Source organism: Bradyrhizobium sp. SZCCHNS3016 (assembly GCF_032484535.1).
GTDB lineage: Bacteria > Pseudomonadota > Alphaproteobacteria > Rhizobiales > Xanthobacteraceae > Bradyrhizobium.
Map to the genome: position 1 here is coordinate 98,382 of NZ_JAUETE010000009.1, position 14,356 is coordinate 112,737.

11 protein-coding genes are annotated in these 14,356 nt (G+C 65.3%); 4 read left to right on the forward strand and 7 right to left on the reverse strand.

All coding sequences use genetic code 11. From position 1 onward, the window contains the following. Positions 1 to 13: 13 nt before the first annotated feature. The 3 genes from QW881_RS18350 to QW881_RS18360 all read right to left on the reverse strand — a co-directional run bounded on the left by QW881_RS18350 (position 14) and on the right by QW881_RS18360 (position 3,834). Entirely contained in the window at positions 14 to 1,669 is a 1,656-nt protein-coding gene (locus QW881_RS18350; RefSeq protein ID WP_315758464.1) for a regulator, read from the reverse strand. A 75-nt stretch (positions 1,670 to 1,744) separates the two neighbouring features. Beyond that, positions 1,745 to 2,431, reverse strand: coding sequence for a cysteine hydrolase (locus QW881_RS18355; protein ID WP_315758463.1), 687 nt, complete (start codon positions 2,429 to 2,431; stop codon positions 1,745 to 1,747). A 248-nt stretch (positions 2,432 to 2,679) separates the two neighbouring features. Then, positions 2,680 to 3,834, reverse strand: coding sequence for an MBL fold metallo-hydrolase (locus QW881_RS18360; RefSeq protein WP_315758462.1), 1,155 nt, complete (start codon positions 3,832 to 3,834; stop codon positions 2,680 to 2,682). 368 nt (positions 3,835 to 4,202) lie between these two features. Between QW881_RS18360 and QW881_RS18365 the strand changes: the two genes are divergently transcribed. The 3 genes from QW881_RS18365 (at position 4,203) to QW881_RS18375 (ending at position 6,343) form a co-directional block, all read left to right on the forward strand. Further along, positions 4,203 to 4,373 (forward strand): hypothetical protein, encoded by a 171-nt coding sequence (locus QW881_RS18365; protein ID WP_315758461.1) that lies wholly within the window; start codon positions 4,203 to 4,205, stop codon positions 4,371 to 4,373. A 1,232-nt stretch (positions 4,374 to 5,605) separates the two neighbouring features. Beyond that, positions 5,606 to 5,857 (forward strand): hypothetical protein, encoded by a 252-nt coding sequence (locus tag QW881_RS18370; RefSeq protein ID WP_315758460.1) that lies wholly within the window; start codon positions 5,606 to 5,608, stop codon positions 5,855 to 5,857. A 141-nt stretch (positions 5,858 to 5,998) separates the two neighbouring features. Beyond that, positions 5,999 to 6,343 carry a hypothetical protein gene (locus QW881_RS18375; RefSeq protein ID WP_315737124.1) on the forward strand — a complete coding sequence of 115 codons (345 nt, stop codon included), beginning with the start codon at positions 5,999 to 6,001 and terminating at the stop codon, positions 6,341 to 6,343. 829 nt (positions 6,344 to 7,172) lie between these two features. On the opposite strand, the gene QW881_RS18380 is transcribed toward QW881_RS18375, so the two are convergent. Beyond that, positions 7,173 to 8,210, reverse strand: a complete 1,038-nt coding sequence (locus QW881_RS18380) for a S1C family serine protease (RefSeq protein WP_315758459.1) — start codon at positions 8,208 to 8,210, stop codon at positions 7,173 to 7,175. Between the two features lie 156 nt (positions 8,211 to 8,366). On the opposite strand from QW881_RS18380, the gene QW881_RS18385 reads away from it, so the two are divergent. Then, the gene (locus QW881_RS18385) at positions 8,367 to 9,134 is read left to right on the forward strand and encodes a thermonuclease family protein (protein ID WP_409999032.1); all 768 of its coding nucleotides are present in this window, start codon (positions 8,367 to 8,369) and stop codon (positions 9,132 to 9,134) included. Between the two features lie 22 nt (positions 9,135 to 9,156). Here the strand turns inward: QW881_RS18385 and QW881_RS18390 are convergent, their stop codons facing one another. The 3 genes from QW881_RS18390 to QW881_RS18400 all read right to left on the reverse strand — a co-directional run bounded on the left by QW881_RS18390 (position 9,157) and on the right by QW881_RS18400 (position 13,843). After that, a complete protein-coding gene (locus tag QW881_RS18390) occupies positions 9,157 to 10,488 on the reverse strand; it encodes a sorbosone dehydrogenase family protein (protein ID WP_315758457.1) in 1,332 nt (443 codons plus the stop codon). A gap of 81 nt (positions 10,489 to 10,569) precedes the next feature. After that, the gene (locus tag QW881_RS18395; protein ID WP_315758456.1) at positions 10,570 to 12,357 is read right to left on the reverse strand and encodes a chloride channel protein; all 1,788 of its coding nucleotides are present in this window, start codon (positions 12,355 to 12,357) and stop codon (positions 10,570 to 10,572) included. 253 nt (positions 12,358 to 12,610) lie between these two features. Continuing rightward, positions 12,611 to 13,843, reverse strand: a complete 1,233-nt coding sequence (locus tag QW881_RS18400; RefSeq protein ID WP_315758455.1) for an acetyl-CoA C-acetyltransferase — start codon at positions 13,841 to 13,843, stop codon at positions 12,611 to 12,613. Positions 13,844 to 14,356 lie beyond the last annotated feature (513 nt).

Genomic DNA, 14,356 nt, shown 5'->3' on the forward strand with positions numbered 1-14,356 from the left:
GTTGAAAAGATACCTATTCTGCCGGCGCCGCATGCATGTCGGCATGCGCCAGGTAGCTCTCGGACATGCCGAGCCGCCCCAGTGCGAACAGCCCGCCCGCGACCACGACATAGGCCAGCGCCACCGCCGGCGTCACGCCGAAACCGCCACCGATGCCGACCGCCTCGCCGTGCATGAAGCCGAAATAGGTCATGACCGCACCGGCTAGCGCGAAGGCCGCCGCCTTGGTGAAGGCGCGCTCGATCACGAACACGCCGATCGCGCCGAGCACGAGGCCGGCGAGGATCGAGCCGCCACCCATCACTTCGAGCCCGTGATACAGCACGCCCTGCTGCGGCAGCGCCGCGATCGCAGCGGTCTTGACCGCATCGACCTTGTCGGCTGCGAGGCCGCCGACGCTCTGCGCCGCGGCCACCGTCGAGGCCAGCATGGTGTCGATCTGCAGCTTGGCCCAGGCGGCGAGATGCGGGGTGAAGGCGAGCACGATCGCCGGCGCATGCTTGACCGGCGTGGTCTGGAACGCCTGCGCACCGATCAGCATGCCGATGTAGAGCAGGATCGGCGAGATCGCGACCACCGGCACCAGCGCCAGCAGCACCGAGATGATGCCGAGCCAGGACAGCACGATCACCATCAGGCCGGTCGCCGCCGAATAGCCGATGCGGCCGCCCATCGCCTTCCAGCCGGGATGGCCGATATAGACGGCGTTGATGAAGGGGTTGCCCATCATGCAGCCGATCAGGCTCACGACGCCGTCGGCTGTCAGCACGCGCGTGGTCGGATACTCGTCGCCGGCGGCCTCCGCGCTCTCGACATTGTCCATGGCCTCGACGAGGTCGTAGATGCCGAACGGGATCGCGGTGACCAGGATGATGCCGAGATATTCGAAGCCGGAGAACACCGTGCCGAACGCCGGCAGCGGCACCGAGAAGCCGAAGCTCGCAAAGGCGTCGCCGACGCCCTTGACGCTGAGGCCGCCGAGACCGAGGCCGAACAGGTTCGAGCCCCAGGCGATGACCATGCCGACCGCGATGGCGACGAGCCCGGCCGGCAGCCCCTTGGGATATTTCACGCCGCCAAACCAGCTCACCAGAATGATCGCGAAGCACACGAGGCCGATCTGCGGCGTCATGTACATCTCGAGCGCCGGGCGCATCGAGATGAAGGTGACGGAGACGCCGGCGAGCGTGCCGAGCAGCGCGGCGCGCGGCGTGATCCTGCGGATGTAGGGCGCGACGAAGCCGCCGATCATCAGGATGAAGCTCTGAAAGAACACCCAGACCAGGCCGGCCGACCAGCCCTTCAGCGGATCGCCGGTCTTCAAGGTGATCGGCAGCATGATCACGAAGGTGACGATGAACATGTGCGGCACGCTGACCCCCGACGGCAGCGCGCAGACGTCGCTGCGGCCGGTCTTCTGGGCCAGGCGATAGGCGAGAAAGGCGTAGTAGAACGTCGACAGGCACATCATCAGGCCGAGCGCCGGCAGGATGCGGCCGAACACCAGGCTGTCCGGCATCTTCAGCACGAAGCGCAACAGCCCGGTGAGGACGAGCATGTTGACGAGGATGTTGGTGCCGAAACCGAAGAACGCGTTCCAGTCGCCGGATGTCCACAGCACCGGCTTGAAATCCGCCTTGACCGCGCTTGCCGTCCCGCTTCCGCTCATCGCCTTGCTCCCCTGTTGCTTGCAGCGACTACATGACCGAACTCATTCGTCTCGACTGGTCTCTCGGCTCATCTCTCAGCTCATGGCCTTCAGGACCGCGGCCGAGTCCGCGACCCAGCCGAAGATGCCGCCCTGGGCCTTGATCATCCTCAGGCCCATCTCATGGAATTCCGGGAAGTAGGACGCACAGCCGTCGGAGACGACGACGCAGCGATAGCCGCGGTCATTGGCCTCGCGCACGGTGGTGTTGACGCAGACCTCGGTGGTGACGCCGCACACCAGGAGGTTGGCGATGCCATGCTGCTTCAGCACATCGCCGAGTTCGGTGGCGTAGAACGCGCCCTTGCCCGGCTTGTCGATTACCACCTCGCCGGCGATCGGATACAGCGCAGGAATGATGTCGTGCCCCGGCTCGCCGCGGATCAGGATGCGCCCCATCGGGCCGGGATCACCGATGCGAAGGGATGGCGCGCCGCGCTCGACCTTGGCCGGCGGCGCATCGGACAGATCCGGCTTGTGGCCCTCGCGGGTGTGAATGACGAGCATGCCCATCTTGCGCGCCGCCGCCAGGACGTTCGCGATCGGCGTCACGGCGCGCGCGAGCTGCGAGACGTCGTTGCCCAGCGTCTCGCCAAAACCGCCCGGCTCCATGAAGTCGCGCTGCATGTCGATGATGAGCAGCGCCGTCTCGTCCCAGTCGAGCGCGATCGGTTCGGGCTCGGCGGCGATGCTCACTCCACCCGATGCAATTGAGTCCGCCATGGCGACCATTGCCTCCCCGCGAGAATGGCTCGCAAGTAACGAAGCAAGCGCTGTGCCATTGTGTACAATCGGCTCGCGCTTGCCGCGGATTTGGAAGAGACAACCGTTTCAATGACTTGAGAAAAGGACTGAAGCTGCTCGATTGCCAAGCAGCCGCCCTCGCCGACGCCTCAGCTTATTTCTTGGGCGGCCGCTGCACGCGGCGCATGGTCCCGATGGTCAGCCCGTCGCGAAGGTGGGGCAACCACCTAGGTCGTAAACGTATAGAGCGTTCCGACGTTCGACTGGAACACTTTCCCCGGCATTTCGCGCCGGACCATGTCGTAGAACGGCTCGCCCGTACAATGGGCCGGCATGAGGTAATCAGGGTTGATGTCCTTCAACTCCGCGATGACCTGCTTGAAGTAGGCATCGTCGAGCGGCGGCACGAGGTGGAAGCCACCAATCACCGCGTGAACCTTGTCAACTCCCGATGCGCGCTGGGCCTGCCTGATGGTGTTGATGACGCCACGATGGCTGCACGAGGTCAGAATCACCAGACCTTTTCCCTTCAGCAGGAAATTGGTCCCGATCTCGTGCTCGAAGTCGTCCACGACGAACTCGCCGGCGTTCTTCGCCGGCGAGACCTTGTCCGGGAAGCAGCCGAAGCCATTGGCGATGCCGACCTTCTCGCGACTGGGACTGAGCGGCTTTTCAAAGCTGCTTTGCGCGATCTTGCCCGTCGTGAACGCATGATCGGCAACGACGGCCGGCCCGTCCGCCATCATCAGGATGAGGTTCGACTCCTTGATGGCCTGGCGATCGAGCGCCCCGAACTGACCACCATTCCCGACGGTCCGCGTGCAGAAACAGTCTTCACCGCCGACGAAGAAGGGCAGATCCTTCTTGAGCTTGCCCTTTGTCGCGGAGAGAAACCCCACCATGCCGCCGAAGTGATCGTAATGGCCATGGCTGAGGACGAGCGCGTCGAACTCTTCGGGCCGGATCTTCAGGATCTCCATGTTGGTCAGCAGCGTGACCGGATTGTATCCGAAATCGACGAGGATATTGCGGACCTCATTGTCACGCTGGGATTCAGCGTGCATCGAGAGGCCCCATTCCCCGACCAGGGTGGCGCGGGGCGGCGCATCCGGTGTTTCATTGCCCTGCATGCGCGCGATCGAGAGGTCACCGAGCTTTTGCGAGATCCCGAAGCGACGGACAATGATGTCGCTGACCATGCGAACCTTCAAGCGATCGACCTGCGGCACGGCTCCGCCGAGTGCCTGAGCCCTTGCGCTTTGTCCGCTCCCGACCAGCGTGCCCACCATCGCGGACACAAAGCCCGCGCCGCCGGCGCAAAGCAGGTGGCGTCTCGACAACGACGGCGATCGGGTCGTGCAACCACACGGACCAAACAACATGGCGGCCTCCTCTCGGCACCACTTTCAGATCGGGAGCTTAATCCTCTGGCCCCGGCAGCATTGACATCGGTCAATGCGAGGGGCCCTGGAGGGCGATGGAGCAGCGCTTGTCGGGTTCCGTCTGGCCCAAGGCGCCGCCCGGCCCCGAACGCGATGTCCGTTCTTCAGGCCAGAGCCGATCTACCGCAGTCCAACGCCAAGCAGCGGCTTGCGCCCCAGTGCGGACTACCGAGATTGAGCCCGCCAAGGGCGGTTGGGGACGCCCCCCGGCGCTCATTGAGCAATGTCTGCAGGATTTGGGCACTGAAAATGGTTCTGCCTCGCGCACCGCATACCTTATAAATGATGCGTGGGAAGGCGAGGCTCGAATGACTGACTTCGAAAGCTTCATCGTCAACCAGAACCTGGTTCACTACAAAGCGCTCCTGCGAGAGGAGACGGATCCGCATAAGCGCCGCATATTGCTCCGGCTGATCGAGAATGAAATGGGGAAACTACCCGCCTCCGCGAAGCGCATCGAGATACCTAAGTCGAGATAACCAAGATGTCCGGCTTTCAATGACCTAATTATACTTTCGTCTCCTCGGTGTGACCGCCCCTGGATCGTTCACCAGTGACACCGAACGAATTGGGCCGTCGAATGTCGCATTCGACGGCCCAATTTTCGAGCGCGAGGTGCCGAGCAAAGCTCAACAGCCGATTTTCGTTTGTAAGTAGTGTGAGTAGTCTGTCTGTGGGGGAACTGATGGCGCTGACGCAGAGCGAGTGGTCGCAAACGTATCCTCGCGCCGCATTGCGGGGTGTTCTGGCGGACGCTGCAAGAACGATACCCGAAGCAAAGCGGACACCTTCCTTGATGGCATGCCTCGCCGAGAAGATCTTGGCCTCGGCGGCTGACGGCCAAGAGAAGCCGGTCGATCTATGTCGCCGCGCCATCGAGAAGGTGCGGGAATCTTGTCCTGACTGCCGCGCATGCCATGGCTTGCAAGCAGCCCGCAATAGCGGTCGCTCGCACGAAAAACTGTAGAGTTCCGGTCGCAGCCTGTTACGTGGAGTGACGGACATATGGGCGCATCCGAGCCACCTTGGCTTAACTGCTTCAGGCATTCATCTAAATCCCCCGCAGAGAATTGGTGCGCCTTTGAGTCGCCGGTGTGTGTCCGAATGCCGTGTCGTCTCACCCTTCAGTGGGCGCTCACAAAGATCCTATGAAGTCCGAGGAGATCGAAGGCTGGTTTTGCGGTCTCAAGTCGTGCAAGGTTTCTGATGGCATGAGAGATTAAGGTCACCCCGCCGATGTCGGCACGCGCCCTTTCCCGACTTGTCGACCGAGGTCCAAGTACGTCTGCTTGCCTGACCTGACCAGGCCTCATTGTTGATGGATTGACCCGGGCGGCACGGTCCGGCCGGGCGGCCCATCGCCTTCCAGCTTAGAGAGTGCGCATCCGACGCACATGATTGCCCTGTTGATCTCGGTCAATGGGCGGGCTCGTATTGAGATCAAGGTCGCGCAACTTCGCAGGAGGACACTCCATGATCAAGCGATTAGTTACAATGGTGACGTGTTCTGTGTTTAGTTTGATCTGAGCCGTGGAAGTCGCCCATTCCGACGTCATCGGGCGCTATGAATGCAACGCCCTTGGTGTCTCCACTCCCGAGCCGATAGGCGATCGCCCCGGACATGGATTGGCACAATGCCAGTTCTCATGCGTCGGCGTCGAAGGTCTGCTGAAAGGGGCGGTGTATTCTGCGATGAACGTAGGCGAGTGGGATGGTCCAACTGGAGAGCCGGTCCTCGTCGGCGGCGTCCACAGGACTCCCCGGGGGTCTCGCCGTAACCCAAATGCAGGAAGGAACCGCAACGATCGAGATGAAGGACGGAAAGGCAGTTGGCTTAACCGGGTCCGGCAAGACCCTCATCGAGTTCACGTCGGGCGCGTTGGCAGGCCTGTCCGGCAAGACCCCCAAGTTCGTAACGAAATCAATTGACTTCAACCGCTTCGACATCCTGTGGTCGGAGTAGCTTCGCCTATCGGTCGCTTGCGCCCCCCGTGTCGGGGAGAGTTGCCGCCCTTGTTCCAGCGCAGGCCATGATCCGGTCCATGCAACCCAAGCTCTAGGTCTTCGGTTGCTCGTTCCTTCGAACGACGAAATGGAGAAAGGCATGAACAGCCAGCCAGCGTTCAATCGCGGATCGTCCACCGAAATCGCCGGGCAGATCGACGCCGTTGCCTGGGCCGTGTTCTTCATCTGGGTCGGCATCGCCATGCTGGTGCCGGTGCCCTGGGAATGGTTTCTCATGGGTGTTGGCATCCTCATCCTCGCGGCGGAGTATGCCCGCTGGCAGATGGACATCAGGATCGAAGGCTTCTGGGTCGCTTGCGGGGTCGTGTGCTTCGCAGGGGGGCTTTGGGCGCTTCTCAACTTGCCTTGGCCACTGGCTCCGATCCTGATCATTGGTCTCGGAGTGTGGTTGCTTGCTAAGATCATCGTGGATGCTAACCGTTGACCAGCCGCCCTCTGGCCATCCTGTGTAGCAAGCCGTCTTGGGCCCAGCGGTGCATCGGTCCGGAATTTGGGCTCCAGCCGACGTTCCGGACAGCGTCCCGCAAGGGTCCATGGCCACCTTGAACTTCGGGTAGAAACATGCTGCGTATTTCCAGAAATCGCGGTTGTCTGCGCGCATCCCGCCTCACTGCGGAGGGGCGTTGCGCGCGATCGTCACGACACGCGAGGCGGGGAGCGATGGCCGCGAGAGATCGCAGTGTGTCTTCGGATGCGCGGACGAACGATCGCTTGCGGACGTGAAGTCGCAGCGTCCTGACACCCCGATGCTGGTGTCCCGCGCAATGCGCAAGGGTTGTCGCGAATGGTGGCCAACAAGCCCGGCGCACCAGGGAGACTGCGTATAAGCGTGAAGACCATCGCGCAGGGAATGCCGGCTACGGCAGCACCTGTGGTACCTGCCGCCTGCATTTTTTCAGCAGGCGGGCCATGGGTGAGGCCTTCACCCGGCATTCCCTGCGCCCTCTGCACTATCAGGAGGGACCGAACTGATCGCAGAACTCGGGCGCGACGCGCAGCGGGAACGAGACCTTATACCGATCGCTGTTTGAAGCGTATATCCGACCCACCCACCGCTGTCGTCCCGGGCAAGCCGTGACGCGCGACAGCGCGGCGCGGCGCCGACCCGGGACCCATACGCCGCGGCGGACGTGTGGCGCGAGGTGCTCACGACGCACCTGCTTCAAAACTGCTCCCTGGGGTTATGGGTCCCGGCGTTCGCCGGGACGACAGCTGTGGTCGTGGCTGCAGCTCAGCATCTCACGAATGCAATGCTAAGACGCCTGCCTTGCCACCGGCTTGCGCTCCACCGGATCGATGTCGATGCCGCGCAACCTGCCGAGCCGCAGCACGTCCATCGCGATGGTACGGCCGATGCGGTCGCGGTCGAGCACGCGGATCAGGTCGTCGACGCCGTTGATGTCGACCCCGTCGAGCCTGATCACGACATCGCCCGGCAACAGGCCGGCGCGCGCCGCGGGCCCGTCCTGCTCGATCTGCATCAACAGTGCGCCCATCTTGTTCTCGACGCCGGCCAGAACCGCGTGACGCCGCGGCACCGGCGCAGTCTGCCCGGACACGCCGATATAGGCGCGGCGGACATAGCCGTGGCGGATAATCTCCGACAGCACGAACTGGGCGGTGTTGCTCGCGACCGCAAAGCAGATGCCCTGCGCGCCCTGGATGATGGCGGTGTTGATGCCGATCACCTCGGCCGCAGACGACACCAGCGCGCCGCCAGAATTGCCGGGGTTGAGCGCCGCATCGGTCTGGATGACATCCTCGATCATGCGGCCCGAGACCGAGCGGATCGAGCGGCCGAGCGCCGAGACGACGCCCGCCGTCACCGTCGATTCGAACCCGAGCGGGTTGCCGATCGCGACCACGAGCTGGCCGCGGCGCAGGCTCTTGGAATTGCCGAGCGCGGCGTAGCGCAGGTCGCGCGCGTGATTGGCGCGCAGCAGCGCCAGATCGGTGTCGGGATCGACGCCGAGCACCTGCGCGTCGGTGACGACGCCCTCGACGTCGCGCAGCCGGATGCTCTTGGAGGAGCCGACCACATGGCTGTTGGTCAGCACGAGGCCGTCGGGCGAGATCACGATGCCCGAGCCGAGCCCGCCGCGGGAGCCGGCGGTCGCCCCAGCCTTGGGACCGGTTTCGACGCGCACGACCGCAGGGCCGACGCGCTCGGTGACGTCGATGACGGCATTGGAATAGGCGTCGAGCAGCGCGCGGTCGTCGGCCGGCGCAGCATCAGACGCGCGCGCCGGCGACAGCGCCGCGCCAGCGAGATCGGAGGTCAAGTCCAACATGGCAAGATTTCCTTCGCCCGGTCAGATGGGTAGCAGCCGCCCCCCGCGCAAGGTGGCGGTCCGGCGGCGTCGTTCCGCGCCGCCCTTGGCGAGACTCACGCGCGCTGTGATAGGACTACGGCCGAGTATTTGATGAATGTGATTGCGGGAGGAAGCATGCGGCTGCGAGACCGGCTGTTGTCGTTGTGTGGGGCCATGGTGCTGGGAGCCGGCATGACCGGCGCGTCGCTGGCCGCAAGCGCCACGGTGCGCAGCGGCGACACGATCCAGCTCGGCGACACGGTGTTCCGGCTCGACGGCATCGATGCGCCGGAGGTCGACCAGCTCTGCATCGACGATCACGCCGATTCCTGGAGCTGTGGCGTCGAGGCGCGCGAGCAGCTCGGCAAGCTGATCGGCGGCCGCGCGGTGCGCTGCGACGATCTCGGTCCGGACAAGCCGCTCAAGACCCGCAGGATCGGCCTTTGCACCGTCGACGGCGACAAGGTCAGCCTCAACCAGCAAATGGCGCGCGCAGGTTTCGCCGTCGGCGCCGACCCGGCCGCGAAGGCGCGGGTCAAGGACGATGTCGCCGCGGCCAAGGAGGCGCTCCGCGGACTCTGGAAGGGCTGCTTCGTCGCGCCGGCCGAGTTCCGCGCCGACAAGAAGGACGGCGCCCTGCTCGGCGCCGCCTGCCGCACCGACCGCGACCGCGAGATCCGTGCCGTGCTGTTCCCGGACGCGCCGAGCGCGCCGCCGGGCTGCAGCATCAAGGGGAAGTTCGCGGTGCGCGCCCGCGTCACCGGCAACATCGGCATCTATCACCTGCAGGGCTGCCCGAGCTATCCCGCGACCACCGAGCCCGATCGCTGGTTCTGCTCCGAGGACGACGCAAGGGCCGCCGGCTTCCGCCGCGCCTTCAACTGCCGCGCGCCGAAGAAGTGAGTCACAGGTGGTGGTGCGGCGCTCAGCGGCTCACGCGCCAGATCGTGCCATTGCCGTCCTCGGAAATGAGAAGGCTGCCGTCGCGCGCCACGGTGACGCCGACCGGCCGGCCCCAGACCTCGCGGTCATTGAGGACGAAGCCGGTGACGAAATCCTCGTATTCGCCGGTGGGCACGCCGTCCTTGAGCCTGACCCGGATCACCTTGTAGCCGGTGCGCTTGGAGCGGTTCCACGAGCCGTGCTCGGCCGCGAAGGCGTCGCCGCGATACTCCGGCGGGAACAGATTTCCGTCGTAGAACGTCAGACCGAGCGAGGCCGAATGCGGCTGCAGCAGCACGTCGGGCACGGTGATCTTGCCCTTGAGGTCCGGGCGCTCGCCGGCATGGCGCGGGTCAGGGTTGTCGCCGATGTAGTACCAGGGCCAGCCATAGAAGCCGCCCTCCCTCACCCGCGTGACGTAGTCCGGCACCAGATCGTCGCCGAGCCCGTCGCGTTCGTTGGTCGAGCACCACGGCGTTCCGGTCGTGGGCTGGATGGCGAGGCCGACGCAGTTGCGGATGCCGGTGGCGAACAGGCTGCGGTTGTTGCCGTCGGGATCGAACGCGAGCACGCCGGCACGGTCGGCCTCCCCACCCCAGGCGGCGCCGAGCGGGTGCGCCTTGATCCAGGCACTGATTCCGCCGGCAGGCTCTCCCAGCGCTTCGCCGACATTGCCGACGGAGCCGACCGACACCAGCATGCGCTTGTCGTCCCTGGTGAAGACGACATCGCGGGTCGAATGGCCGTAGCCGGCCGGCAGATCGGGCACGACGACCTGCAGCGGCCCCTGCGCCTTCATGTCGCCGGCACGATAGGGAAAGCGCATGACGCGCTCGGTGCTCGCGACATAGACCCATTGCGGATCGGCACTCGGATAGAACGCAATGCCGAAGGGATGGCCGAGCCGGTCGGCGAAGATCTCGCTCGACGCGACTTTGCTGCCGTCCTCGCTCGGGCGCAGCACGCGGACGCGCCCTGCCCGGGTCTCGGCAACGAAGATGTCGCCATTCGGCGCGGTGCGGATGATGCGCGGCCCGCTCAGCCCCTCGGCGAACAGCGCGATCTTGAAACCGTCGATGACCTTCGGCACGGCGGAGGCCGGTCGTTGCACCACGCGGGAGACGTTGGCTGCGGACGCCGTCGCACCCGGTTTGGGCAGGTCTTCGGGACGGATCAGCCTGATTGTGCCCGGTGCATCGCCCTGCCAGCTGCCGAACGCGTCCTTGCCTTTGAGCACCGCGGGCTGTGCTGTCGCCGCAGCCGTCACCAGCGCGCTCAAGGCGGCCACGATAGCCGTGCTCATCCGTCTCGTCATGCAGTCCTCACGCGTCTCGATCGGCCGTCAGCCTGCCCTGGTGCCGGCCCAGGGATCACGCGTCGCGGCGATGGGACGCGGTCACGACAGCGCCCCGAGCACGCCGCGCGTCGCCTGGTCGATCTCCTCGACATAGCGGCGGCGCGCGAAGGACTCGGTCAGGAAGCCGATCACCTTCCGGCTGTTCTCCGACTCCAGCACGGCCAGCACCTCGGCGCCGGAATCGTCGAAGATCTTCATCGCCGTCTTGACGTTCATTTCGGGCAACAGCGCGACATCGAAATATTTCGCGAGCTCGACCACCTGGATCTCGTCGGCAATGGAATCCAATTCGCCCGAGAACAAATCGGGCAAGGAGACCAGCCCGCAATAATCGTCGCTGTTGTTCACCACCACCACGGCCTGGCGCGTGCCCAGCGCGAACTCGCGCCGGCAGGCCGCGATGCTCGTCGTGGTCGGCACCTTCCCGACGTCGGAGCGCATCAGCCGCTCGACCGTGAGGTTGCGCAGCCAGCCGACATCGTTGGCGCTGCGGATGGTCTCGCCGCGCAGATGCAGGCGCCAGGTCGAGAACGAGTGGCCGAACAGGACGCGGACGCACACCGAGGTCACGATGCAGGCCCCCAACACAACGGCCGTGACGTCGACGCTGCGGGTCATCTCCAGCACCAGGAACGACATCGTCAGCGGCCCGCCGACGATGGCGACACCGAGCGTCGCCATGCCGGTGAGCATCGCCACCAGCGGGTCGATCGCGAGCCCGAGGCCGGCCAGCGCGAGCAGGCCCGCAAACAGCTTGCCGAGCAGACTGCCGACGAACAGCGAGGCGAAGAACAGACCGCCGCGGAAGCCCGAGGCCAGCGAGATCAGGCAGGCGGCGAGCTTGAGCACGATGATGGTGGCGATCATGCCGACCGCCATCTCGCGATGCAGGTCGAGCAGCATTGCGCCGTGGCCTGCCGCCAGCACCTGCGGCGTCACGATCGCCATGGCGCCGACACAAACCCCGCCGATCACCGGGCGCAGCCACACCGGAATCCGGACGAACAGCCGCTCGACCGCCGGCGAGGCGCGCATCACCAGGATGCCGATGCCGGCGACGAGCAGCGCCAGGACGAACAGCGCGATGTATTGCTCGAAGCCGACCGCGCCGACCTTGGCGATCTCCAGCGAATACGGCGCGCCGGCGAGATATTGCGAGGTCAGCGCACCCGCCAGCGAGGCCGCCAGAATCGGCGCCGCGCTGCCGACGGAGTAGACGCCGACGATCAGCTCACAGGCATAGAACGCCCCCGTGATCGGCGCGCCGAAGGCGGCCGCAATGGCGGCGGCCGCACCGCAGCCGAGAATGAGGCGCATATCGTTGCGGCGGAGCGTGAGATACTGCCCGAGCAGCGAGGCGACGCCGGCGCCGATCTGGGTGTAGCCGGCCTCGAGCCCGACCGACGCGCCGGAGCCGTTGGAGACCAGGGTCTGGCCGCTCACCACGATGCTGTCGCGCATCGACAGCCGTCCGCCGCGCAGCGCATTGGCCTCGACGGGGTCGACCGCGGCCGCGATCTTCCAGCGCCGCCGCAGCCATTCCATGATGCCGAGCGCAAGGCCGCCGCAGGCGGGCGCGATCAGGGCGACCACCGGGTTGACCCAGGTATGAGCGCTGAGCCGGACATCGATCGGGATGCCGTAGATGACCACATGCGCGACTTGCGCGATCAGGCTCATCACCGTCACGATCGCCCCCGTCGCAACGCCGATCACCAGGGCCAGCGGTATCAGGTAGAACTCATTGCTGCGCAGCAGTGCCCGCAGCCGCGTGACCACCCGGTTCGAAGCCTTGCGATCGATGATATGCGACAGCGTCGACAGCACGGAGAGCCATTTCTTCTAAGATGAGGCCTCGCCGTGGCAATAACCCGTCGCAACTAGCGGAACAAGCGCGAATTCCTTTCCGGTCGAAACGTGGTTGACTGGTCCGGAAAGTGGAACCGCCGCGGCTCGCGCGATCCTGCGCCTCAACTGCGCCACCGCCAAAATCACAAATTGCCGGAGCACAAGACGACGGCGCCCGCCGCGGGAATCTCCGCAACGGGCGCGCGCACCTCAGATCGAGGAGATGTACCGTTCAGACCCGCTCGATGACGATCGCGGGTGCCATGCCGCCGGCCGCGCACATCGTGACCAGGCCGCGCTTGAGATCGCGCCGCTCGAGCTCGTCGAGCAGCGTCCCGATCAGGATGGAACCGGTGGCGCCGATCGGATGTCCCAGCGCGATCGAGCCGCCGTTCACATTGACCTTGGCGCGGTCGAGCTCGAGGTCGCGGATGTACTTCTCGGCGACGACGGCGAACGCCTCGTTGATCTCGAACAGGTCGATGTCATCAAGCTTGAGCCCGGCCTTGGCCAGCACCTTGCGCGTCGCCGGCACCGGGGCGTTCAGCATCAGGGTCGGGTCGTCGCCCATATTGGCCATCGCCACCACGCGCGCCCGGGGCTTCAGGCCATGCGCCTTGGCGTAGGATGGCGACGCCAGCAGGATCGCCGCCGCACCGTCGACCACGCCCGAGGAGTTGCCGGCGTGATGCACGAATTCGATCTCGAGCCCGGGATAGCGCTGCAGGATCAAGTTGCGATACGTCGTGCCCTTCTCGTCCAGCGCGTAGTCGGCGATAGCCGGAAACGCCGGCTTCAGCCCGGCCAGCGCCTCGGCCGTGGTCTGCGGCCGGGGGTATTCCTCGTGGTCGAGCGCGAGGCTGCCGTCCTCGCGATGCACCGGCACCAGGCTCTTCTTGAAATGTCCAGCCGTGATCGCAGCCGCCGCGCGCTTCTGGCTCTCCAGCCCGAGCGCGTCGACGTCGGCGCGGGTGATGCCTTCCATGGTGGCAATGGCGTCGGCACAGACGCCCTGGTGCGACTGCGGATGCAGCGCGCGCAGATGCAGATTGCCGGCGTCCATCATCAGCGGCCCCTCGCCGCGCCGGCCGTCCATCGACATCATCTCGCAGCCGCCGGCGACGACGAGGTCCTCCTGCCCGGCCATGATCGAGCTTGCTGCGATGTTGACGCTGGTGATGCCGGAGCCGCAGAAGCGATCGAGCGTGACGCCCGAGGCACGGATGTCGTAGCCGGCATCGAGCGCCGACATGCGGCCGAGATCGCCACTCTGCGGCCCGCGCTGCGACGAGCAGCCCCAGATGACGTCCTCGACGTCGCCGGTGTTGATGCCGGTGCGATCGGCCAGCGCGCGCAGCACGGTGGCGCCGAGATGCTGCGGGTGCAGCCCGGCGAGCGCGCCCTTTCCGGCCTTGCCAATACCGCGCGGCGTTCTGCAGGCATCGATGATGAGCGCGTCGACCATGGTGTTTCCTTTGCCCGATATTGTTGTGAGCTGACAGCCGCGCAGCGTCTCGGCGCCCGCACGCCTCTCTTTGCTGTCGCATAGCATTGCGCATGCGGTCTTCACAACGGCGCTTGAAGCTGCCGGCGCATGACCAAAACGCACGCCACGGCGTTGACGCAACTCACCTTTCCGTCGCACGAACAATTCCGCGGACCGGCGTGATGAAGCCGCCGTCTGGCAGGTTGGTCGAAGAGAAGCCCGTCTCGCTCAGATACGCTGCAACGCAGCTCGAACGGGATCTCTGCAACATTGGCAGTTGGACTGCAGAGCATTGTCCAACCAAGCGAACTGACCGTTCACCCAATGCTTCTTGTCATGCTCCAGAGGCTGCAACATCCTCGAACCCAGGAACTGACTGGGATCACGGCGGTCGGCTGCCCCGCTGCAATGCGGACGCCACACGGCTCCGGATCCGAAGCACGCCATGATCACGACGCCACGTTGAGAGGTCGCCTGATCTCTACGTTGTGG